General features: G+C 50.5%; 18 protein-coding genes and 1 riboswitch. Of the genes, 10 read left to right on the top strand and 8 right to left on the bottom strand.

Features of this window, described 5'->3' with window-relative positions; all coding sequences use genetic code 11:
* Positions 1 to 14 precede the first annotated feature (14 nt).
* A riboswitch (Glutamine riboswitch) is annotated at positions 15 to 97 on the top strand.
* A gap of 37 nt (positions 98 to 134) precedes the next feature.
* The gene (locus S7335_RS04450) at positions 135 to 584 is read left to right on the top strand and encodes a DUF4278 domain-containing protein (RefSeq protein WP_006457695.1); all 450 of its coding nucleotides are present in this window, start codon (positions 135 to 137) and stop codon (positions 582 to 584) included.
* Between the two features lie 207 nt (positions 585 to 791).
* Here S7335_RS04450 and rsmG read toward each other — a convergent pair whose 3' ends face one another.
* Positions 792 to 1,604, bottom strand: a complete 813-nt coding sequence (rsmG, locus tag S7335_RS04455; protein ID WP_006456424.1) for a 16S rRNA (guanine(527)-N(7))-methyltransferase RsmG — start codon at positions 1,602 to 1,604, stop codon at positions 792 to 794.
* Positions 1,605 to 1,669: 65 nt separating this feature from the next.
* Entirely contained in the window at positions 1,670 to 2,332 is a 663-nt protein-coding gene (locus S7335_RS04460) for an ABC transporter ATP-binding protein (protein ID WP_006454472.1), read from the bottom strand.
* A gap of 163 nt (positions 2,333 to 2,495) precedes the next feature.
* Between S7335_RS04460 and S7335_RS04465 the strand changes: the two genes are divergently transcribed.
* The 4 genes from S7335_RS04465 (at position 2,496) to S7335_RS04480 (ending at position 7,125) form a co-directional block, all read left to right on the top strand.
* Positions 2,496 to 2,942: a DUF3531 family protein gene (locus tag S7335_RS04465; RefSeq protein ID WP_006454183.1), complete on the top strand. Its 447-nt coding sequence runs from the start codon at positions 2,496 to 2,498 to the stop codon at positions 2,940 to 2,942.
* 16 nt (positions 2,943 to 2,958) lie between these two features.
* Complete coding sequence (locus S7335_RS04470) at positions 2,959 to 3,393, top strand: NUDIX hydrolase (protein WP_006453864.1); 435 nt, start codon at positions 2,959 to 2,961, stop codon at positions 3,391 to 3,393.
* Between the two features lie 82 nt (positions 3,394 to 3,475).
* A complete protein-coding gene (locus S7335_RS04475) occupies positions 3,476 to 5,575 on the top strand; it encodes an adenylate/guanylate cyclase domain-containing protein (RefSeq protein ID WP_006457654.1) in 2,100 nt (699 codons plus the stop codon).
* Between the two features lie 71 nt (positions 5,576 to 5,646).
* A complete protein-coding gene (locus S7335_RS04480; RefSeq protein ID WP_006455188.1) occupies positions 5,647 to 7,125 on the top strand; it encodes a mechanosensitive ion channel family protein in 1,479 nt (492 codons plus the stop codon).
* 27 nt (positions 7,126 to 7,152) lie between these two features.
* Here the strand turns inward: S7335_RS04480 and S7335_RS04485 are convergent, their stop codons facing one another.
* Complete coding sequence (locus S7335_RS04485) at positions 7,153 to 7,812, bottom strand: hypothetical protein (protein ID WP_006454774.1); 660 nt, start codon at positions 7,810 to 7,812, stop codon at positions 7,153 to 7,155.
* Positions 7,813 to 7,832: 20 nt separating this feature from the next.
* Here S7335_RS04485 and S7335_RS04490 point away from each other — a divergent pair, with 20 nt between their 5' ends.
* Positions 7,833 to 8,012 carry a hypothetical protein gene (locus tag S7335_RS04490; RefSeq protein WP_038015605.1) on the top strand — a complete coding sequence of 60 codons (180 nt, stop codon included), beginning with the start codon at positions 7,833 to 7,835 and terminating at the stop codon, positions 8,010 to 8,012.
* Positions 8,013 to 8,177: 165 nt separating this feature from the next.
* On the opposite strand, the gene S7335_RS04495 is transcribed toward S7335_RS04490, so the two are convergent.
* The 5 genes from S7335_RS04495 to deoC form a co-directional block, all read right to left on the bottom strand.
* Positions 8,178 to 8,687: a molybdenum cofactor biosynthesis protein MoaE gene (locus S7335_RS04495; protein ID WP_006455350.1), complete on the bottom strand. Its 510-nt coding sequence runs from the start codon at positions 8,685 to 8,687 to the stop codon at positions 8,178 to 8,180.
* A 151-nt stretch (positions 8,688 to 8,838) separates the two neighbouring features.
* Entirely contained in the window at positions 8,839 to 9,990 is a 1,152-nt protein-coding gene (locus tag S7335_RS04500; protein WP_006456942.1) for a glycosyltransferase family 4 protein, read from the bottom strand.
* Positions 9,991 to 10,141: 151 nt separating this feature from the next.
* Positions 10,142 to 11,581, bottom strand: a complete 1,440-nt coding sequence (locus S7335_RS04505) for an MFS transporter (protein ID WP_006456201.1) — start codon at positions 11,579 to 11,581, stop codon at positions 10,142 to 10,144.
* A complete protein-coding gene (gene recO, locus S7335_RS04510; protein WP_006453949.1) occupies positions 11,565 to 12,671 on the bottom strand; it encodes a DNA repair protein RecO in 1,107 nt (368 codons plus the stop codon). Before recO ends, S7335_RS04505 begins: the two co-directional genes overlap by 17 nt.
* Complete coding sequence (gene deoC / locus S7335_RS04515; protein ID WP_006453582.1) at positions 12,671 to 13,387, bottom strand: deoxyribose-phosphate aldolase; 717 nt, start codon at positions 13,385 to 13,387, stop codon at positions 12,671 to 12,673. The genes recO and deoC overlap by 1 nt, the downstream gene beginning before the upstream one ends.
* A 263-nt stretch (positions 13,388 to 13,650) precedes the next feature.
* On the opposite strand from deoC, the gene mutS reads away from it, so the two are divergent.
* The 4 genes from mutS to rplI all read left to right on the top strand — a co-directional run bounded on the left by mutS (position 13,651) and on the right by rplI (position 22,309).
* On the top strand, positions 13,651 to 16,536 hold the full coding sequence (gene mutS / locus S7335_RS04520; protein ID WP_006457703.1) for a DNA mismatch repair protein MutS: 2,886 nt from the start codon (positions 13,651 to 13,653) through the stop codon (positions 16,534 to 16,536).
* A gap of 780 nt (positions 16,537 to 17,316) precedes the next feature.
* Positions 17,317 to 20,622: an alkaline phosphatase gene (locus S7335_RS04525; protein WP_006454853.1), complete on the top strand. Its 3,306-nt coding sequence runs from the start codon at positions 17,317 to 17,319 to the stop codon at positions 20,620 to 20,622.
* Between the two features lie 367 nt (positions 20,623 to 20,989).
* Complete coding sequence (gene gloB / locus S7335_RS04530; RefSeq protein WP_038017044.1) at positions 20,990 to 21,763, top strand: hydroxyacylglutathione hydrolase; 774 nt, start codon at positions 20,990 to 20,992, stop codon at positions 21,761 to 21,763.
* An 84-nt stretch (positions 21,764 to 21,847) separates the two neighbouring features.
* The gene (gene rplI, locus S7335_RS04535; RefSeq protein ID WP_006453892.1) at positions 21,848 to 22,309 is read left to right on the top strand and encodes a 50S ribosomal protein L9; all 462 of its coding nucleotides are present in this window, start codon (positions 21,848 to 21,850) and stop codon (positions 22,307 to 22,309) included.
* The last annotated feature ends 118 nt before the right edge of the window (positions 22,310 to 22,427 follow it).

Consider the following 22,427-nt stretch of genomic DNA (forward strand, 5'->3'; position numbering starts at 1 on the left):
CAGAGAAATCTGAGTTCGTTCATCTCGATCCCCTCAAGGTAGTAGTTCGAGACGGAAGTAAGGACAGCAGTTCCCGCTGACCCTGAAGGAACGCGTTCCTAACCAACCACGCTAATTTCTAAGGAACGAAGAGAATGAAACTAACTTATCGCGGCGTTGAATACGACTACAATCCACCTGAGCTAGAGGTTACCCTTGCAAGCACCCCTACTCAGTACCGAGGCCAACAGTCTCAATACAAGTACGTTCGCCATGTACCTATTGCCCAGCCTGCTGAGCGTCTGAACTATAGAGGAGTGGCCTATCAGACTACTCGCACAGGTGGAGTGCAGCAGCTAGGTAGCCATGTAGGTGGTCATGCAACTACCCATGCAACTACTCCGAATGCTTGGGCAGAGCTGAGCGGCAAGCTAAGAGCTAACAGTTCGGCGGCAAAGGCTAGAAGGGCTCTGCTCGAAGAGTCTACTGCTTTGCATCAGCAAAATATTGCGCGATCACTTCAGCATCGAATGGAAGTTGCTAAGCAAAAGGGCAATCAAGCTTTGCTAGAACAGCTAGAGTCCGAGATGCGCCAGAGTGTCTGATTAGCAACATCTCATTAGCCGCGTTTGAGGTGCGGTACTCGCTGAGCGTGTTTAGGTAGCAGTATGTGACTCATACGTTCTGCTAGCCAGTTAGCAAACTATTGGCAATAAGAATCCTGTGAGGATATAGAGAAGGGGGAAAGCAATATTCTCCCTTCTTTGGTCTTTAGTCCCGCTATCTTTATTAAACAGATTGAATGATTAAAACTATGACAGCGGCGACTTGCTAGGTACACCAACAGCCCGTGGAAAATCTGTTGAGATAGTCTGTTTCTTATGAACGAACAGGCAGTGGCGATCGCTCTGAGTCAGGGGTGTTTTCCAGCGCTGTAAGTCAGTGAGCTCACCGCCGAGCAACTCAATCACAGGGATAAGCCCATCAGTTTCCGCTGAGGTCCACTGACCGCGATAGATAACGGCTTGGCCACCGACTTTAAGAAAAGGCATGACGTATTCAGCGCAGGTAGCTGCCGAGCCAACTGCACGGATCAGCGCTAAGTCATAAGTTTCGCGGTGTTCAGGATCTCTACCTAAGGCTTCGGCGCGATCCGCAATGCACGTAGTATTAAGACCGAGCTGTTGGCAAAGCGTTTGTAGGAAAAGTATCTTTTTACGAGTGGCATCGACAAGGGTCAGATCGATTGCCAGCGATGTGAGAGCGATTGCTGCTGGGATTCCTGGGAACCCTCCCCCAGTGCCAATATCAATCATTCTTAGAGGCGCAGAGTCATCATTTGCAAAGTATGGAATGGTTTCAGCGCCTACTTCAGTCTTAGCTTCAGTATCTGCCTTAGAAGCTTCTGCAATATCAGAAAGCCAAGGAGCTAGTCCGCTGAGCGAGTCCCAAAGGTGCTTTTCCCAAAACGCTTGGGGCTCTGTGATACGGGTAAGATTTAGCTGTCTATTCCCTTCTAATATCTGTATATACAGATCTTGAAATAGCTGCTGCTGTTTGCTGGTCGGCCGCCAGTTTAACGTAGATTGCCAAATATCGAGATAAGAGGGGAGGATAGCTGTCATCTAAAGATAGGAATCGGGTTTAACCCTGTTCGCGAGTGACTAGTCTGTACGAACGATCAAGAAAACTAAGCGGAAGGGAGCAGACGGCGAAGCGTATCCGGATTGGCGTTGGCAAGCTGACCACGGTTGATCGTCCAGCAATAGTCAGCAATATCAACAAGATCTTCGGCGTCGTGGGAGACAATCAATAAGCTCCATTCTTGTTTGAGCTTTGCGAGCAGATTAACGAGCTGTTGACGCATCGACCAGTCGAGCCCAGCGGTGGGTTCGTCTAATAGAAGTAAATAAGGCTGGCGAATGAGCTGAACCGCTAGGGCGAGTCGTCTTTGCTGTCCGCCGCTAAGCTGCTGAGGCGAGGCCTGCAAGGAGAGACCCTCTAAGCCAACCTCTGCAAGGGCCTCGTAAACGCGATCAGAGCTAAGCTCAGGGTGACCTAAGCGGAGTTCTTCAAAGATGGTATGGCCACAGAAGTGGCGCTCAGGAAACTGAAAAACTAGACCTCCTATCTGCTGAAGGGCTTCAGGCAGCAGTGGCTTTTCTCTCCAGAAGATCTCGCCGTCAGTCGGCGTGGCCAGTCCTGACAAGATTTCGAGGAGTGTGCTTTTCCCAGAACCGCTCGGCCCAACGATCAAACCAAGCTGCTGAGGGCCAAGATCAAAAGTAATCTGCTTAAGAATAGGCGTGGGCGTTGCAGTGGGGTGATAGCTAATATCGCGCAGATGAAGCATTTGAGCAATGGAAAAATGATGACGTTAAGTAGAACGTAAGGGTAATGGGGTGATGTTCGGATGAGCGTCAATACTTTCACTGCATCGTTCATTATTTAGACTTTCGACTTTAACCCCCTGCCTTTACTCTATAGTGCTAATGGCTTTTGTGTGGAGTAGCGCTGTGCAGGTTCAGTTTCGCGAGTGTGATTTTTTCAATCTATGGATTTGGCTGGAGTTCGATACGGTGCCCTCTATCCCTGAGCAGCAGTACGTTGAGGAGATTTTTGCTTCCTGGTATTTTATGGGGAAGCTCGGCGGATTCAACGCCGAGAATCTTCAGGTGCAAGAGACTGGGGTGGACATCAGCTATTTTGACTACGATGAAGAGGCCTCTGAAGAATCGCTGCTTTCGTTGATGCACAATATGTCTGAAGTTGAGTTTAAGGGGCTGTGGGGTCGCTGCTGGTTTGACTTAGGGACAACAGATGCGATCGCGCTAGATATTTTAATCAACACCATGCGCCAGTTCAGCAAAGATTACGTCGAAATTCGCCGGATCATCATTGGGGGAGAAAACGAAGATTGGCCCACCCCTCAAGAAAATCCAGAAGCGGCTTTTCCAGATTAGTCTTAAAGAGAAAGCCATGGCCAAGCACATTCGACCCATCGCCCTAGGGCTGATAGAACACCAAAATCATCTTTTTGTTAGCCAAGGACAAGACAAAAAAACCAAAGCAACGTTCTATCGATTTTTAGGCGGTGGTATCGACTTTGGTGAGACCAGCAAAGCTGCGCTAGTTCGAGAGTTTCAAGAAGAAATTCAAGCTGAGCTGACAGATATTGAGTATCTAAGCTGTTTGGATAATATTTTTACGCTCAACGATAAACCTAAGCATGAGCTGATTCAGTTGTTTCGATGTCGGTTTGTAGACAAGGCGTTCTATCAGCTAAATAAGAAATTTGCTCTGGTGGAAGGCGATCGCACTACCCAAGCCTTTTGGATCAAGACGGCAGACGTCTTGGTTGGGCAACGTCGGCTGGTCCCTGAAAGCTGCCTAAAATATTTGACGAGTCAATAAGTCCAATTGCACTCAAAATCAACATTTTAACGTTTTGGCTGACTTCGTTTTGTTTTGTACAGCGTTGTAGAAAGAGGTGCGCGTGCCTAGTTTCAACCGTTTGAGTATTCAATCGAAGCTAATGTCGATGCTCCTGGCTGTAAGCATCGGGTCTATTATCGTAATCGCCTATGAAGGCTATCGTAGCGGTCGAAAAGCGCTAGCCGGTAGCTTTGAAAAGCAGCTTACTAGCCTACGTGCGGCAAAGGCCAGACAAATAGAGAACTATTTTCAAAGGCTGCGTAGCGAAATCCAAGTTTACGGCAGCACACCTAGCACGATCGAAGCAATGAAGGCTTTCAGCTCGGCATACGACTCGGTTCTAGATGAATCAGATTCGATCGATGTGCGACGAACAAATGGTCTGCGTGACTTCTATCGAAACGAATTTGTCCCAGCGCTGGTCGAGAGAACAGGGCTCGCTGTCGACTCGGATGTCTATTTACCCTCTACAATTGTTTCTCGCTATCTGCAATTCGAATATATCGTCGAAAATCCTAATCCTATTGGTGATAAAGAAGAGTTTGAAGGACCGACCGATAGTACCGACTACAGCCAAGCGCATAGACGCTATCATCCAATCTTCAGGAAAGTTGTTGAAGAGCTTGGCTACTACGATCTGTTCTTAATCGATAATCAGGGGAATGTTGTTTACTCCGTCGAAAAGGAGATCGATTTCGCAACTAGCCTGCTCTTTGGCGCTGCTAGCTCTAACCTAGCCGAAGTGTATAAAGATGCTCAAAGACAGAATAGTGGCTATGTAGCTATGGTCGATTTTGAGTTCTACATTCCTTCCTATAGTGCGCCGGCCGCGTTTATGGCAACGCCTATCTATGATGGAGTAGAGCTAGTGGGCGTGATGGCCATACAGCTTTCAGTAGACGAAATCAACCGAGTGATGACAGGCAACCAACGCTGGGTTGCTGACGGTCTAGGGGAAACGGGTGAGACTTTCTTAGTTGGAGAAGATTCGATGATGCGCTCAGATTCTAGGGTGCGTCTTGAAGATCCTGATAGGTATTTTGCAGCGATCGCAGCCACCGCAACAGATACAGAACAAATCGAACGCATCCGGCAGCTAGAAACCTCTATTCTCAGTCAGGAGGTTAACAACCAGGCGATTGACAGTGCCCAAGAGGGGCAATCTGGCATCGATACGGTGATCAATTACCTTGGTGAACCTGTGCTTAGCGCCTACGCGCCGCTAGATATTCGAGGCGTTGACTGGGTTATCGCCTCAGAAGTTGATGAAGCTGAGATCTTTGCACCTGTCTCTATATTTGCAAGGCGTGTTTTGATCTCGGCAGCTGGGCTAGTGTTCTTGATTACGTTAGCCTCTCTGTGGCTAGCTAGGGCCTTTTTGAAGCCAGTCAACCGGCTAAGTGAAGGCTTTCGCCGACTAGCGCTAGGGCACCAGGAAGTACTTGTCGACGTGCTAGCAGACGATGAGCTGGGGGAGCTGACCAAGGCGTTCAACCACATGGTCAAGAAGAACCGTAAAACTAGCGCGTTAGTCTCTCAAAAAACGCAGGAAACTGAAGCGCTACTTCTCAATATGTTTCCAGCTTCGGTAGCAAAGCGTCTGAGGAAAGGTGAGGACCTGATTGTCGATGAAGCCGAGAGCGTCACGGTTGTATTTATCAACGTGCTAAATTTTCAGCACCTAACAGAAGAACTAAAGCCCAGAAAAGCAATTGAAGTCTTAAACGATCTCGTTAAAGCCCTAGATGAAGCAACCGAGAGTCATGGCGTTGAAAAGATTAAGACAACTGGCAGCGAGTACTTGGCGGTCAGTGGTCTATCGGTAGCGCGGCTAGATCACAGCAAGCGAATTATCGACTTTGCAGCCGAGTCTCTCCAAATTGTCGCTCAAGTCAACCGCGAATGGAAGGTCAATCTAAAAATGAGGATAGGCGTTCACACAGGAGGCGTCATGGCCGGAACAGTTGGCACGCAGCGTCTGATTTACGACGTCTGGGGCGATACGGTAGTGACAGCGCACCATGTACAGTCAGCCGCTGCGCCCAACAGCATCTATGTCACTAAGGCTGTCGTTGGCCGTTTAAGCGATCTGTATGATTTTGAGCCTACCTTTGATGTTGAGTCGCGAGAAAACCTACCTATCTTTCGAGTCAAAATATAGAGACATATAGAGACCCTGTTCAAAAGCTGGAGAACCTAACTACCTCAAACAACTGGAGAGCGCTAAAAGCTATGAATGTATCACTTGCGGATGATTGGCTGCGATGGGGGCTGATCCTAATGCTAGGCTTCCCCACCCTAATGCTGCTAGTCGGTGAGCTGGTCTTGCAATTAGATAAGCTCAATCATCCCATGGTGAAGGTAGCTAAAGAGCTGCGGACCTTCGTGTTTCCGCTTTCAGCGCTGTTTTTTTTGCTAACGCGTGTTCTAGAGCTAAGCAGTGACTGGGTTGTTATCAAAATTATTGAAACGCTAGCGTGGGTCGCCCTAATCGCGGCGGCGCTGTCGTTTGCTAACGTGTTGCTCTTCACGGGAGCAAAGCCGCACTCTTGGCAAGCGGAGATGCCCAAGCTATTTCGTGACTTAGTCCGCGTGTTTTTGATCGCGCTAGGGGCTGCTCTAGTCCTGCGTGAAGTGTTCGGTCAAGATCTAGGCGGCTTGATCACGGCTTTAGGCTTAGGCGGCGTCGTCCTTGGCTTTGCGCTACAAGATACTTTAGGCAATCTCATTTCTGGAATGGCACTGCTCTTTGAGCGGCCCTTCCAGGTTGGAGATTGGTTAGAGATAGACGGCAATACAGGCAAGGTGATCGAGGTCAACTGGCGCTCTGTGCATATTGTCACTAGAGAGCTAGAGATGCTAGTCGTACCCAACTCTGTTCTCTCTCAGGCTGTCATTCGTAATTACAACGGCCCCCAGCCGCGCCACATAGAACCAGTCGATATTGGCTTTTCGTATAGCGATCCGCCTAATAAGGTCAAGCAGGTGATGCTAGAAACAGCACTAGGCACAGACGGTGTACTAAAGCAGCCAGCTCCAGTTGTGCATACGATTTCCTACGATGATTTTTCCATCACCTATCGGGTTCGATTGTTTCTGGCAAACTATGCGCTAGTACCCACTATTAGAGATGAGTTCGTGACACGGATATGGTACGCAGCCCAGCGAAATGGTTTATCGATTCCGTTCCCAATTCGCGATGTGTATCATCATCATGTGCCAAAGGTAACGGAAGGTGAGACGCTACAACGGTTGGCATACTATATGAAATCCTTGCCAAGTTTAGCCATAGTAGAAGATAGCGTCTTAGAAGCCATCGCTGCCCAAGCCAGCTTTCGTCATTTTGGTAAGGGTGAGTCGCCGATTGTTCAACATCAGCAGGAAGTGAAGCTGCATTTTGTATTAGCAGGGGAAGCGATCGCTTTTTGCCAAGACGCCAAAGGCAAAAAATACACCATCGCCGAACTGACTAGAGGTGACTTCTTCGGCTATTCTGCTGTCTTAGCTAACGAACCGTCGCCGATGACGATTACTGCCACTAAAGATTTGGAAGTTTTGATCCTAGAAATCGAAGCCGTTCAAAAAATGCTGAACCAAACGCCTCTTTTTGCGCAGCAGCTCGGCGCAGTTATTGAGGATCGCCAGCGCAAACTCAAAGAAGCTCAGCCAACTGCTCACCGTAACGGTACGCTACTATCTACCACGAATTGACCGTTGCTAGCTATAGCGTTCGCCACTTTAGCAACGGTAGGATCCTGCGTCGTCGTAGGGCGCTTGGGAACGCTTATCAAGATGATTGGCTGAATGCGTTCGGTGATTGCTATAGAGCAGGGAAACTGAAGATGAGTCCGGCGAGGGTTGTTCTTGTGAGCGCACCAAAGAAACAACAACGCCAAGAACACCGACCACGATAACGGCTCCAATCACAAGCAGGACTATGCGAAATCCATCTGCGCCTTCAACGCTATCAAGGGCTGGATAGGCATAGATAGACTCTCGATCAAAGGTCTCTTGATTTAGCGGTGGTCGTAGCTGGTCTGTAGGCGCTTTAGGCGCTTGCGAAGCACTTTCTGAAAGATTTGTAGGGAGAATGATAAGTTGGATGCCTGCTTCGGTGAGCAAACCAACCGCTGTCGGATCAACGACATTTTGAACAACCACAACCTGTTGCCAGCTAGGTGAAAAGCGGCTGATAAAATCGAGCTTGGACTTGGTCAGAAGGGCACTCTTTCTATCTAGCTGAACCGTGCAGAAGATAATTTCACGTTCGGTAAGGATATCAACCGTACCTCCCTGCTCGCCAATTGGTACGTCAACCGAGGCCCCTTTTCCAGCCTGCTTTAGACGCTCTGCGTAGGCTTCTTTTAGTTCTGCGTCGGTCTGAAAAACCCTATCCACCCGAACTCACCACTATAGCTTTGCGCACTTTGCTTACTACTTCACAAGAGGCTACAGCCCCTGCTATCCGGCGCGAAGTCGATAGCAGCGGTAGGAACCCGCGTCGTCGCACGGCGCTAGGGAACGCCTACCAAGACAGCGGTGCGAACCCGCGTCGTCGTACGGCGCTAGGGAACGCCTACCAAGACAATCGCACGTAGGCGCAGCCTTCCCTTTGAGTATGCCCACGCATTGATATAGGTCGATACCGCCTGTCCATACAGCCTTCTACTGCGAGATACGCTCAACGGTATATGCTAAGGCAAATGGAAAAGGTGTTCTAAACTACGGATCTTATCTTCAGATATTAGCCTACAAATCTCAGGCTACGGAACGCTAGCTGCTTCATGCTGGTCGACTTCACAAGCTGCAATACTCACCCAGCTAGTAGATCCGTCCTGCCAATGTTCTTTCTTCCAGATCGGCGCATTGTGCTTCAGCGTGTCAATAGCATATTGACACGCGGCAAAGGCTTCGGCTCGGTGCGGGCTACCGATAGCTACTAGGACACTAATCTCACCTACTGTCAGCTTGCCGGTGCGGTGATGGATGACAATACGGGTGATGTCGGGCCACTGCTGACGAATTTGGGCGGCGATTTGTTGGAATACCACGATGGCCATCGGTTCGTAGGCTTGGTATTCGAGAGCAATGACGGGCTGACCGTCGGTTTGGTTACGGACCATGCCGCTAAAAAGCGCGATCGCACCATTGGCTCCATCGTCCGCTAGCGCATAGGCCTGAGCTAGATCAAGTGGGCAGAAGGCGATCGCTAGACTGTCATTCGAATGCAGGTGGGCTGGGCCCGTAGCTGTAAAAGAGGGATCCGCGAGCATAGAACTTGTAAAGAGTGCTGTGTTTGCTAACGTGTTGGTTTAAGGGACATGAAGATGGTCACAGTCGAAGTCGTTGAAACCAGTAGAGACTATCTAGTAAAAACTATCTATTGCTATCAAGATAGCTCGAAGCACAGTCACTAGGTTTATATTAAGCGCCTTTGCTGAGGGAGTAACGGGGTTTGGCGGAAGCGCTCAAGGTACTGTATAGCTGCTCTAGCAAGGTGATATTGCGGCTAAGCGTATAGCGCTCAAGAACGCGCGATCGCGCCTTTTTTCCCAGCAACGCAGTAATATCGGGGTGCTCTCTAAATAAGGGAAACAGTGTCTGCAGCTGGCTAGATACTTTCTGCGTGTTCAAAATCACACCCGCGCCCTGGTCTAGGACTTCTCCATCCGCGCCAGCATCAGTAGCTACACAGGCAGTTCCGCAAGCCATGGCTTCTAACAGTGACAGCGATAACCCTTCTACTAGTGAGGGCAAAATAAATCCGTCCGCTCCCTGCAAAATCTTGATCCGGTAGTCCTCATTCGCCACAAAGCCTAACCACACGATACTCTTGTCTGAATAGAAAGCCCTAAGTGAGGCCTCTAATGGTCCGCTACCGACAATCACCAGCTTATCGTGCTGATGCATATTCGCCGCTCGCCATCCTTTTAGCAGCGACTCTACATTCTTCTCCATGGATAGCCTGCCCTGATAGACGTAGAGCTGCCGGGCCCCGAACCGTTGCTTGATGCTTGATCTTCCTGGTGCATATCGAGAGATGTCTACTCCATTTGGAATGACCGCTACTCGCTCCGCTGGGACGCCTAGCTTTACTAGCAGTGCTTGCTGAACCTGAGAAAAAACAATCACCTTATCGTAATTGGCTAGACGCGGTGCATAGACTTGATAGGCCAGATGCTGCGTGCTAGAAGATAGGTTTCGGCGCTTGCTATCAAAGGCGGGATGGAAAGTGGCTACCAGTGGAATGCCTAGCTCCTGACAGATCTCCGGCAGCTTTAGGTCTAGCGGCGATAGAATCAGCGATGCATGCACGATATCAGGCTGTAGCTTCTGCAGCGTCTCGGTCAGCAGTTTGGCTGATCCTAGCGCTGGAATCGTTAGAATCTGTGACTTAAAAATGAAAGGCAGCGAGACCTCTTCATAGCTGATAGAGTCTTCTGTGGTATCGTCCGGCTGAGCAAAATGTAAGAACGTAACTCGGTGGCCTCTATCGAGTAAGGCATTCGTAATCTCTTTGCCATAGGTAACATTGCCGCAAAAAGGAGATTTTTTACCGAGCCACGCAATATGCATTGAGTTCTTTAAAGCGCTTCTTGAACCGTTCTATAGCGTAAGTGGTTTCACTTATCAGCTACTAGCAGTATATGCATATTGTGTAGAGCCTATGACTATTATGGGATCAGTTTGTCACACCGATATGGCCTAATGCATAGAATCAAACGCATTAAGCGGTTTCTTCAGCTGCTCCTCTGACCAGAGACCAGGTAAAAAATCCGCCGACGGCGACCATCATAGCGAGCAGCCCAAATACGGCTCGTAATCCCAAAAATGTCTCTGCAATTCCAGCAAGCGCCAGCGGCAGGCTAAGCGCAATGTTAATCACGTTGTTCTGTAAGCCAAAGACTTTCCCCCTCATCTCTTCAGGCGTCTTTTCTTGGATAGTGGTCTGCATCGGAATGCCGATCATGGCGCCAAAGAAGCCTAGGCCCACTAGCAATACTAAGCTAGGTCCGATTTGGGCCGGAGCAAATGAGAGGCCTGTCAAGGTGGTTGCCATTCCCAGCGAGCCGACCAAGCTGAGCTGAGGCCGAGAAAACCGCTGCCCGAACTGACCGATAGCGATCGCACCCACCGCTAAGCCTACCCCACCTGCTGCTAGCAGAAAGCCAAACTGAGATGACCGCAGCGTAGGAATGACTTCTGCTAGCCGTACGGCGAGAACGGCTAGGGCTGCAAACACCGAAAACAGCACGATCAGCTGAATCAGGGCGCTTCGTACCTGTACCTGCTTTTGTAGATACTTCAACCCGTCTTTAATATCCTCCCAAGGCTTCGATGACTGAGTTGGCTCAGTGATGACTTCATTAGTCGTAATCAGCAGCAGCAGCACACCAGCTACCGCGTAGCTGACACCAACTAATACTGATTTACCGACGCCGGTTCCATGGTCGATAGGCGATAGCCAGGCATCGGCCAAAGCAAGCACCGGCTCACCAACTGCAAATCCGATAATCACCGAGGCCATCATCGTCGTGGTATATAGCGAATTAGCAGGTAATAGATTGCTTTCTTCAACAATCAAAGGGATCGCCGCCTGCTCTGCTGGCGCGAAAAACTGAGTCAGGGTAGAAATCAGGAAAGTATCTAGCAGCAAGATGTAGAAGCCGACTGGCAATCCAGCTATCGCCCAGCCCGTTGTGACCCAAAGTAATGCTGGCAAGATGGCGACTAGCAGACCGCGTAGCAGATTGGTCATCACCAAGACGGGCTTTTTTTTCCAACGATCCACATATACGCCCGCTAGCGAACCAAAGAGAACCGCTGGGATAGTGAAGGCGATCATGATGGCTGATACCCAGCCACTAATCGTCTGATCGGGTGATTTGAATGCGTCAGAAATAATCGCAATCATCAAGACAAGATAGACCTTATCAGCCATCTGCGAGAATACCTGCCCGCTCCATAGGGTCAAGAAGTTGCGATTACGAAAGACCGGCCATAGCCCTGCTGACCCAGATACCTGAGTGTCTTGAAGCTTTTTGCCCTCGGCATCTAACTGTGCGGATGACGCTTTGTTCTGCTGGTCGAGATGAGCTCTATTACTGCTGTGGCTAATGGATTCGCTATTGATGTCGTCGATGTCGGAGTCAGGCTCGCGCAGCATGAGTAGGTGGTGTAAAGCAGGTGTCGATGAGCGCAGCCGATCGGATAGGGCGATCAAGCTGATACTGGGCGTACTGGCGCAGGGCCTGCTCTATATGTCGCCACATCCGATGGGGGCCAGCAGCCTGTAGCGTGCTGTTGGTCGGTTTGCGACTAGAGGTAAGTATGCCTTCTTTCATTGTGCCTGACATCGGTTCAAAGTGTAGATCGGATGTTGAACCCAGACGCGAAAGGACTAGCTCGGACTTGCTGAGCTGCTGCATGAGTGCCAGTTCGGCAGCGGTGAGATGGGCGACGATGCCAAGGCGGTTGCTAATGTCTTTGGTGATCTGCCTTCTAAGCCGAGATGACATGGTTAAGGTGCGCTTCGAAGCTGGGGCGTCAGTGTTTGAAGGCTTAGAAGCGCGAGGATATGAAGACGAAATAGAATATTCGGCAGTTTCTTCTGCAGCAATCCAGTCATCTTTTTGGCTATCTATCTGCTGCTTAACCTCCTGCAGGTATTCGTTTTCTAGCCGCTCGACTTCTTCGAGAGCGACGGCACCTCCAGAGCAAACGCTAAAGGCAACGCGCCAGTCTGGATTGCTAAGATCGATTGCTAAGGGCGATCGCGACAGACAGCACCGATGCACCTCTGGGGCAACCCCTGCCAAGGCGAGTAGATGAAAGGTGGCTTGGGCGAGGCAAGCTAAGACATGGGCAGTAGGGGCACTCTCGATTCGGCCCAAGTGCTCTATCAAGAGGTAGTAAAGCTCGGCTTGCGGCTGCTCGCTAAGGGCCAAAGCTAGAGCTATCTCAGCGAGATATTGACTGGCTGTGAGTTTGGCAAGATCCTTGCTCAGGCCCGGAAAAGAACGGACGGTTTCAGCTTGAACGAGTTTATCAAGGGACTTGCCTTTGACAAAAAGCACTTCGTTGACGACAAACAGACCCGATCGCCCAGCGAGTTTCGATTTGTGCTTACGCGCACCCGGTGCGATCGCACGGACTAACCCATACTCTTTGGTCAGTACGGTCACTAGCCGATCGGCTTCGCCCATCGGCATCCCTTTGAGGTTGATGCCCGTTGCCTTATAGTTTCGCTGAGCCATTAGCTAGCAGCCTCGGCTTGTAGCTTAATGATCTCAACGCCACGAGAGGTCCCCAGCCGAGTTGCTCCAGCCTGAACCAGTGCGATCGCATCATCAAAAGTCCGAATGCCACCCGAAGCTTTGATACCAATGCGATCGCCACCAATCTGCCGAAGTAACTTCACATCTTCTACAGTCGCGCCACCCTGCCAGCCAGTGCTCGTCTTCAAGAAGTCAACGCCAGCATCCAGGCAGATTTCAGCAGCTAGCTGTTTTTCTTCTCTGGTCAAAATAGCCGTTTCTAAAATAGCCTTTACGGGGCGATCGCACAGCTCGACAATGGTGGCTATTTCTTGGTGCACTCGGTTGGCCTCCCCCATCTTTAGCCAACCTAGGTTGATGACCACATCTAGCTCGTTTGCTCCATTCTCAACCGCCTCTTGAGCTTCGTACAGCTTGACTTTTGAGGTGGTAGCCCCGCTAGGAAAGCCGATGACCGTACAGACTTTGACTTGTTGGTCATACAACCTTTCAACGGCTGTGGGTACATGAACCGGATAGACACAGACCGAGGCGAATCTGTAGCGATCGGCTTCGTCGCAAAGTTTAAGGATATGCTCTGTCGTCGCAGCAGGCCCTAGCAGCGTATGGTCAATTAGCGGGGCGAGCTCGATCTCAAAAGCAGCTTGAGAACGGCTATCAAGACCGTTAGAGAAAGTATTTGCAGAAGTGGACATTGGTTACTTACCTAGAGGGGTACTTACCTAGAGAGGCGATCGCTGCAACTAACTTATTATCTTCTAATCGGAGAGCAATGAGGGCTTTCGGGAGAGCAATCTTATCTCACCTGATCTACTTTGTACTTACCAACGTGGGCAAGCACCGTATTCTACGGAGCGAGAAAAGTAATTCAAGGTGATCTCAGCAGAAACGCTTAAAATGAAGGACACCTTTGCTACTACTGCTAAGTCCTTCTGTTGCCTAGTTCTAGCCAGCTTCTATGACTGCTTCAAAAGCCGCGAACAAACCTGCCCAGTCCAAACCTACTCAGTCTTCAGATCAGGCCAACCATACAGTTAACCATCACTCTAATAGCCTCGGTATTCCCGAACGATTGGCTAAGCATACGGTTCGCTATGCCGACTACCGCGACGTTAATCGGGAAGATATGACGCCGATGATGCGGCACTATGCGCAGATAAAAGATCAGCATCCGTACGCACTGCTGATGTACCGAGTGGGGGATTTTTACGAAACGTTTTTCCAAGATGCCATCACGATTGCGCGTGAACTAGAGCTAGTGCTAACGAGTAAAGACGCTGGCAAAGCGATCGGGAGAGTGCCGCTCTCTGGAATCCCGCATCATGCCCTTGAGCGCTATTGTGTGCAGCTAGTGTCAAAAGGATATGCGATCGCCATTTGCGATCAAGTAGAAGATCCCGCTCAGGCTCAAGGGCTCGTCAAACGCGAAGTCACCCGAGTGATCACGCCGGGCACCGTGATTGAAGAAGGCATGCTCACCGCTCGGCAAAATAATTTCCTAGCCGCTGTTGTCATCGCTGGTGAGCACTGGGGACTAGCCTACGCGGATGTTTCTACGGGTGAATTTCTCACGACGCAGGCGACGGATCTTGACCAGCTAGCTCAAGAGTTGATGCGGCTACAGCCCGCAGAAGTCTTAGTCCCCAGTAACGCGCCCGATCTCGGTGGGCTGCTGCGCCCTGGTGAGCAGTCGAACCAGCTCCCTAAGTGCCTGCCTACTCAATTTTGCTATACCCTGCGCTCGCAAACGCCATTTACCAAGGCAGAAGCTCAGCAGCGGCTACTAGAGAGTTTGAAGCTGCGATCATTAGAGGGCGTGGGCTGCGCTCACCTGCCATTGGCTACTCGCGCGGCTGGTGGCCTGCTCGAATATTTAGAAGATACGCAAAAGACTAGCTTGGCTCCGCTGCAAATGCTCAAAGCCTACGCTCTAAGCGAATATCTAATCATCGACCATCAGACTCAACGCAACTTAGAAATTACTCACACTTGCCGAGATGGCACTTACCACGGCTCTTTGCTGTGGGCACTTGATAGAACCGTTACGGCTATGGGTGGCCGGGCACTCAGGCGCTGGCTATTGCAGCCGCTACTGAACGTCGAAGGGATCAAGGCTAGGCAAGATACTATTGAAGAGCTGGTGAATCAGGGCAGCTTGCGACAGCAGCTGCAGCAGTTACTAAAGCAAATTTATGACCTTGAAAGGCTAGCTGGCCGAGCTGGTTCAGGGACAGCCAACGGTCGTGACCTAGTAGCGATGGCAGATTCTTTTGCCAAGCTGCCAGATCTCGCTGGGCTGATGTCGCATGCGACTTCTCCCTATCTCGTAAAGCTGCAGTTTGTGCCGCCAGAACTAGAAGAATTAGGATCGCTATTGCGATCGCATTTAGTCGAAACCCCACCACTCTATCTGACTGAAGGTAATCTAATTCGCGATGGCGTAAACCCACAGCTCGATCAGCTTCGCCAACAAATTACAACAGATCAACAGTGGATTGCTAACCTAGAAACGACAGAACGTACTCGCACGGGCATATCAAACCTCAAGGTCGGCTACACCAAAGCCTTTGGCTACTACATCAGCATTTCTCGAAGCAAGGCAGATCTAGCCCCGACAAACTACACTCGCAAACAAACGCTCACGAACGAAGAGCGCTATATCACCACTGAACTCAAAGACTGCGAAGCAAGATTAAACAACCTGAATGAACAAATTCGCCAGCTAGAGTACGACCTGTTTATTAGCTTGCGCGATCAAGTCGCTGGGCACGTTAGCCTGATTCGTCAAGTAGCCGCTGCTGTTTCTGCGGTGGATGTTTTAGCAGCGCTTGCCGAAGTTGCGGTTTATCAAGGGTATTGTCGGCCCGAGATAGTCAAGGGTCGGCCTGTTTTTATCGAGGATGGTCGCCATCCGGTCGTCGAACAATCTCTACCCGCTGGTTTCTTTGTTCCGAATGACACAGGCCTTGGTAGCGTAGAAAACGCGCCGACGAATGTCACCCCGGATTTGATTATCTTAACCGGACCAAACGCTAGCGGGAAAAGCTGTTATTTGCGTCAGGTTGGGCTGATTCAACTCATGGCTCAAATAGGTAGTTTTGTTCCAGCGAAATCGTCGATGTTAGGTGTGTGCGATCGCATCTTCACCCGCGTTGGTGCTGTAGACGATCTAGCGACAGGCCAATCGACCTTCATGGTAGAGATGAACGAAACGGCTAATATCCTCAATCATGCTACCGCTCAGTCTCTGGTCTTACTAGACGAAATTGGCCGAGGTACCGCCACGTTCGACGGTCTTTCGATCGCTTGGGCCGTGGCCGAATATCTTGCTAGTGACATCGGCGCTCGTACTATCTTTGCCACCCACTACCACGAACTTAACGAACTTGCCTCTATTCTCTCCAATGTTGAGAACTATCAGGTCACCGTCAAAGAGATGCCTGATAAGATCGTCTTTTTGCATCAAGTTCGCCCTGGTGGGGCGGACAAGTCCTATGGGATAGAAGCTGGGCGACTAGCGGGATTGCCGGCCACTGTTATTAGCCGCGCTAGGCAGGTGATGAGTCAGATAGAACAACATAGTAAGATTGCGGTAGGTCTTAGAGAACAGAAAGATAGCAATCCGTCAGTAGAAATCTCCGAAAGACCACTACAACAAGCGAGATCCCCAAAAGCTGAGTCTTCTTTTGCTGAGAACACTAATTTTGTTGAGGACACTAACGGAACAGCGATCAAAACAACAGAAGATCGAACGAGTGAAATCGACGCATATCTCCCTTCAGTTCCACTTCAACAAGCCTCAGCGACAAACTCTGAAGAGCAGCTAGACATCTTTAGTGAATAGAATTTCTATTTCGAGTTAGTCAGCCAAAACATATCGACAAATCCTTTCACATGTATCAACATATCCTTTTAACAACTATTTCGTCCTATCTACTGGTGCAGACACTGACCTGACCATGGACTTCGAGGTTGGCATCGATCTGATCAGGCTAGCGTGTATTCCAGGCTTCGGTGGAGCTAACGCTACCAGCCAACGAGAGTCTCTTTAGTGAAGAAATGCTCGCCCCTCTAACTCGCTACTTTAATAGGAGTAGAGGCAACAACTCTGAGCGAAGTCAACTTTACAACGGTGTAAGCACAGGTTGCTAAATAGAACGTAAACGCGTACAAAAGTGCTCAGCCAAGCGGTATTGAACCCAGGTTGCTGAGCGCTTTTTTTATCTGTCAGGAGGGTTCATTTAACAGGTTTTTAGTGATTTCTTAACCCGCTAGTAAAAAGCATGTTGTAAGGGTTGATATGTGTTCTATTTGAATGGTTAACACAGATTTATTACGTCCTTAATCTCTCGATTAAAATTCTTCGCGAAGGTTTACTTGAAGAGTTTGAAACCAAACGCTTGAAAGTTCACCGGAACATCAAAATATTGCCGGAGAAGCCGTGTAGCGATCTGACTACATTGGCAATTTTTGTATGTGTAGCGGCTGTATATCGCGAGAGCGCTAGTTTGTCGTATGCAGCGGTATGAGAGCAGACATCCTGTCTGTCCTGAGATGTTCAGGCCTACTTTCAAAGCTGTTGGTTTCTTCTAAAAGTAAATTGATTTAGGAGATTGCCCCCCTCATGCCTAGTAATGTAATCTTTATCCATCCAGATGGTGCCGATCCTTCTCACTACGCAGCTGCCAGGCTTGAGTCGGTCGGTCCTGACGGACGGCTGAACTGGGACGAGGCTCCCAAAGCGGGCGTCTATCTCGGTCATCTGGACGACGCGATTGTTGCCACCTCTAATGCGGGCGCGGTTGTACATGCCTACGGGATAAAAGCGGTTGCGCCTAGCTACGGCTTTGATGAGAATGGCGAAGCGTATAAGTCTCTAGCAGCTTTGCAGGGGAAGAACGTAGAAGGCTCCGCTGAAGATGCAACCATTCTAGAGGAGGCGATCGCAGCCGGGCGTCCCACTGCGGTCATCAACTCTGGTTTCATTGCTGAGCCTGGCACCGGTGTGTTCTTGGCAGATGCTGAGAGTCGCAGCGATCGCGCTGGCATCACTGCCCAAATTGTCGAGTCCGGCGTTAGCGTCATTATGGGTGCAGGCGAAATCGACTACTTGCCTGTGGGCACCACTGGTGTTTTTGGTGAAGAAGGCACCCGAGAAGATGGGCGTAACCTGATCGAAGAAGCTGAAGCAATGGGCTACACCGTAGTCTACAACCGTGAACAGCTAGAAAGTTTGCCTTCGAATACCGAGAAAGTGCTAGGCATCTTCGCCGCAGAGGATACCTACAACGACGTACCCGAAGGTGCGCTAGTTGAAGCTGGTTTAGTTGACGAAGCTGGCGAACTCATCACCTACGGTCAGCCGTCTGTCAATCCCAATCCGCCTACAGTGGCAGAGATGTTGGACGCCACGCTGAAGCTAGACGCTTTCACCGCAGAAGACGCAGGCTTCATGATCGTCCTCGAAGAAGAAGGCACCGACAACTTCGGGAACAACAACAACGCCCGTGGCACCATCGACGCCACGCTGCGTTCCGATGAGGCCCTCGGCGTCGCCCAAAACTTTATCGAGAACGTCAGTGCTAATACGTTTGTTGTGACAGCGGCTGACAGCGCTGGCGGTAGCCTAGAGATTGACGACGTTTCTGGTGAAACCGTTGGAACAACCTTTGCTCAAGCCAGACTAGACGAAGATGGTGAGTCATTGGGTAACGAAATTCCCTACGACGGTACGACTGGCAGCGATACAACTCCTTTTGTTGCTCAGCCGGATGCTAATGGCGACGTCTTTGAGTACGGTGTTCTCTGGGCAGGTCTACCTGACTTTGCTGGTAGTATCGTCTCCAAAGCATACGGTGAAGGCGCAGAGCGTCTACCCGCAACGCTAGACAACACGGCGATCTATCGCCTGATGTATGAGAGCCTGTTCGATGTCAGCCTGGATGCACCTGAGGGCATACCTGATGATCTCAATGGCCGTCAGGCGCCTGATCCAACTGCTGATACTGGCAATGTCATCTTTGTCCATCCAGACGGCACAAGCCCCTCTCACTACGCTGCTGCTCGGTTTGCCTCGGTAGGTACAGACGGTCGCCTCAACTGGGACCAAATGAGTGAAGCGGGCGTTTACTTAGGTCATATTGATGATCGTTTGGTGGCAACGTCCAACGCGGGCGCGGTTGTTCATGCCTACGGTGTGAAGCCATTTTCAGGCAGCTACGGCTTTGACGCGCCAGTCGAAGAAGGCGGCGAAGAAATTGTCTCGCTCTCTGGCGTGCCCGATACCATCATGCAAGAAGCTCAGGCTGCGGGTAAGGCCGTTGGCATCATCAACTCTGGCTTTATTGCTGAGCCCGGAACTGGCGTCTTTCTTGCTGATGCGGACAACCGGGGAGCAACCGAAGAAATTACCGCCGAGATTCTCGACTCGCGCGCCGAAGTCATCCTAGGTGCAGGCGAAACTGACTACCTACCTATCGGCTCGGTCGGTCGCTTTGGCGAAGAGGGCACGCGTAAAGACGGTCGCAACCTAATTGAAGAAGCCGAAGCAGCGGGCTACACAATTGTGTATAACCGCGAAGAGCTAATGGCAGTCGACACCGATGCGACTGACCGTTTGCTAGGGATCTTCGCAGCAGAAGACACTTACAACGACACCTTCGAAGATAACCTGCGGGCTCAAGGTCTCGTTGACGAAGACGATGATTTGATCTTCTACGGTCAGCCTCCTCTTAATCCTAATCCGCCTACTGTGGCCGAGATGACGGAGGTGGCACTACCCATTCTAGACAGCGACCCTGATGGGTTCATGCTGGTACTAGAAGAGGAAGCCACGGACAACTTTGGCAATAACAACAACGCGGCAGGGACCATCGAAGCGGCGCTACGAGCGGACGAAGCTATTGGTCATGCCCTTGACTTTGTCGATAACGTTGACCCTAACACACTAGTACTAACGGCAGCCGACTCCGACGCAGGCGGTCTAGAAGTTGACGACACCCCCATCGGCGCAGGCACCTTCGGACTCACTGAACCAGAATCTGACTTCACTATTCGAACACAGGCCGAAACCCAGGCCTTTGGCGCTGGCGCAGACGGTACCCTGGTTCAGCTCGACGACATGGACGGCAGCAACAACGGTAACTTCGAGCCATTCGTGACAGGTGCTCCCGACGCAGACGGTGATATCTTCGACTTTGGGGTTGCCTGGGCTAGCCTCACGGATGTTAATGGCGGCATTGTCTCCAAGGCGTACGGTCTTAACGCAGAAGACTTGCCAGCCACAGCAGACAACACCGATATGTATCGCTTGATGTACCAAACCCTGTTTGGCATAGCGCCTGAAGAGGTAGCGGTAACTCGGCTACGTGGCACTGGTGATGATGATGAGCTAGTTGGCACCAAGGTCAATGAAACATTGACTGGGCTAGGCGGCAACGACCTGATCGCTGGTGGACTCGGAAACGACATCATCGAGGGTAATGATGGCGACGACGTGCTGCGCGGCGACAACAACAGCCGTAGCGCTGGCGGCACGGTTGGCGGCGACGATATCCTCTTTGGCGGCACAGGTAATGATCGCATTGGCGGAAAAGGCGGCAATGACCAGCTCTTTGGCGAGGAGGGCGACGATATCCTCTACGGCGATGCAGGCGACGATCTGCTCTACGGTGGTCCCGGCAATGATCAGATCTTTGGCGATGACAACAGCAGCAGTGGCGCAGATACCTTCGTCCTAGCAGCGGGCGAAGGCACTGACCTGATCATGGACTTCGATGCGGGTCAAGATCTGATTGGCCTAGCCGATGATTTGAGCTTCGATCAACTAACGTTAGCGACGGACGGAATTCGCTTCGGTGAAGAAGTGCTGGCTACTTTGAATGGTTTATCAGCAACCGCGTTGACCAGTGCCGACTTTACGACTGTGTAGATCAGGGTGCCGCACATTGCAGTGCTGGACTATAGGCTGCTCCAATATGGCTTGAGTATGGCCTAGGTATAGAAGCGCTTGGTAAGACGCTATTGCAAACGTTTTATCAAGCGCTTTTTTGGTCTTACGCTACGCAAATTTAGCTCTCTAGACGACGTCACTTATTTCATCATCAGTAGCTGCAGCTCATTATCCACGAGGCAATTGCAGCTATCGGGTAGGTCACGCTCAGGGGTTAGGTCCAGGCAAGTAGCTTGATTGGCGTGAGATGTACCATGGCAAAATATTTGCACCTAGGCAAGATAAAAAAATCAGCGCAATTCAACTAGAATCAACCTCACGTCTCCATGTTGATGCACTACTCAAGATGAAAATCTATCGCCTACCCGCCCGCTCAGATAACTACATCTTCGTTCTGCATAATCCAGCTGATAACACCGCTGCTGTCGTCGATCCAGCCGATGCCCCTCCAGTCCTGCAAAAGCTAGACGAACTCGGCGCAACCTTAATCACTATCTTCAATACGCATCACCACAACGATCACGTGGGCGGCAATCGTGAGCTGTTAGACCGCTTTCCAAAGGCCGAAGTATATGGTGGCGCGCAAGATCAGGGGCGCATTCCCGGGCAAAGGCATTTTCTAGGCGAGGGCGATCGCGTCTCTTTTGCTGATCGCACTGGCCGAGTCATCTTCGTTCCAGGTCACACCCGAGGACACATCGCTTACTACTTTCTACCCATCAAGGCTAATGAACCCGGTGACCTGTTCTGTGGGGACACGCTGTTCGCAGGTGGCTGTGGACGGCTATTTGAAGGAACGCCTACTCAGATGGCAACTTCTTTAGCCAAGCTGCGTAACCTGCCAGACACCACCCATGTCTGGTGCGGCCACGAATACACGCTGAGTAATCTGAAGTTTGCGATTACCGTTGAAGGAAAGAATGAGGAATTGCGATCGCGCCTGGCCTCTGTCACCACCGCCCGTCAGCAAAACCAGCCCACCATTCCCTCACTACTCTCCACTGAAAAAGCCACCAATCCCTTCCTCCGCTGGAATAGCCCTGAGCTTCAGTCAGTGGCCAACAGCCAAGATCCCATCACCGTCTTCGCGCATATCCGTAAGCTTAAAGATCGTTTCTAGTTAGAAATCTTCGATGGTTGCACCTTTGACCCAAGTTGCCTACACTAGAAAGCTGCGCTGCGATGGAAAGTAATATTAAAGGCAATGGCGAAAAAAAGAACTCAGCTGGTCCTCAGCCAGGACATCGACAAACTAGGCAACACAGGTGATCTGGTAGAAGTAGCACCTGGCTACGCCCGTAACTACTTGATCCCACGCAGCTTAGCGTACCGTGTAACCCCTGGCGTTCTCAAGCAGGTTGAAATTCGTCGTGAGCGTGAACGTGCCCGGTTAGAGGCGATTAAGCAAGAAGCCGAAGCCACCAAAGTCGCACTTAACACCATCGGCTTATTCACCGTCAAAAAAGCTGTCGGTGAAGATGATGCAATCTTTGGTACCGTCACCACAGCCGAAGTCGCTGACCTTATTCAAGCCAACGCAGGTAAAGAAATCGATAAGCGCGACATCACGCTACCTGATATCAATAAGCTTGGTGAGTACAAGGTGGATATCAAGCTACACAGCGAAGTCACTGCAACTATCAACTTACGTGTGGCTCCTGACTAAGCATTCACTACAAACGATTAGCAAACATACGTACTATTCGTTAACTTATTAGGGTAGAGAGCTGTGGTTGTTCTCTACCCTTTTATATTTAAGGATGAAGTATGAGCGATAGATAACA

Origin of the sequence: Synechococcus sp. PCC 7335, from assembly GCF_000155595.1 — a bacterium.
In the GTDB taxonomy this organism is placed as follows: Bacteria; Cyanobacteriota; Cyanobacteriia; order Phormidesmidales; family Phormidesmidaceae; genus Phormidesmis.

What these genes read in the sequence shown, in the direction of transcription:
- S7335_RS04505 (WP_006456201.1), bottom strand. Translation starts at nt 11,581, where the DNA reads ATGCTGCGCGAGCCTGACTCCGACATCGACGACATCAATAGCGAATCC.
- S7335_RS04450 (WP_006457695.1), top strand. Translation starts at nt 135, where the DNA reads ATGAAACTAACTTATCGCGGCGTTGAATACGACTACAATCCACCTGAG.
- S7335_RS04470 (WP_006453864.1), top strand. Translation starts at nt 2,959, where the DNA reads ATGGCCAAGCACATTCGACCCATCGCCCTAGGGCTGATAGAACACCAA.
- S7335_RS04525 (WP_006454853.1), top strand. Translation starts at nt 17,317, where the DNA reads ATGCCTAGTAATGTAATCTTTATCCATCCAGATGGTGCCGATCCTTCT.
- S7335_RS04495 (WP_006455350.1), bottom strand. Translation starts at nt 8,687, where the DNA reads ATGCTCGCGGATCCCTCTTTTACAGCTACGGGCCCAGCCCACCTGCAT.
- S7335_RS04460 (WP_006454472.1), bottom strand. Translation starts at nt 2,332, where the DNA reads ATGCTTCATCTGCGCGATATTAGCTATCACCCCACTGCAACGCCCACG.
- rsmG (WP_006456424.1), bottom strand. Translation starts at nt 1,604, where the DNA reads ATGACAGCTATCCTCCCCTCTTATCTCGATATTTGGCAATCTACGTTA.
- rplI (WP_006453892.1), top strand. Translation starts at nt 21,848, where the DNA reads ATGGCGAAAAAAAGAACTCAGCTGGTCCTCAGCCAGGACATCGACAAA.
- recO (WP_006453949.1), bottom strand. Translation starts at nt 12,671, where the DNA reads ATGGCTCAGCGAAACTATAAGGCAACGGGCATCAACCTCAAAGGGATG.
- mutS (WP_006457703.1), top strand. Translation starts at nt 13,651, where the DNA reads ATGACTGCTTCAAAAGCCGCGAACAAACCTGCCCAGTCCAAACCTACT.
- gloB (WP_038017044.1), top strand. Translation starts at nt 20,990, where the DNA reads ATGAAAATCTATCGCCTACCCGCCCGCTCAGATAACTACATCTTCGTT.
- S7335_RS04500 (WP_006456942.1), bottom strand. Translation starts at nt 9,990, where the DNA reads ATGCATATTGCGTGGCTCGGTAAAAAATCTCCTTTTTGCGGCAATGTT.
- S7335_RS04480 (WP_006455188.1), top strand. Translation starts at nt 5,647, where the DNA reads ATGAATGTATCACTTGCGGATGATTGGCTGCGATGGGGGCTGATCCTA.
- deoC (WP_006453582.1), bottom strand. Translation starts at nt 13,387, where the DNA reads ATGTCCACTTCTGCAAATACTTTCTCTAACGGTCTTGATAGCCGTTCT.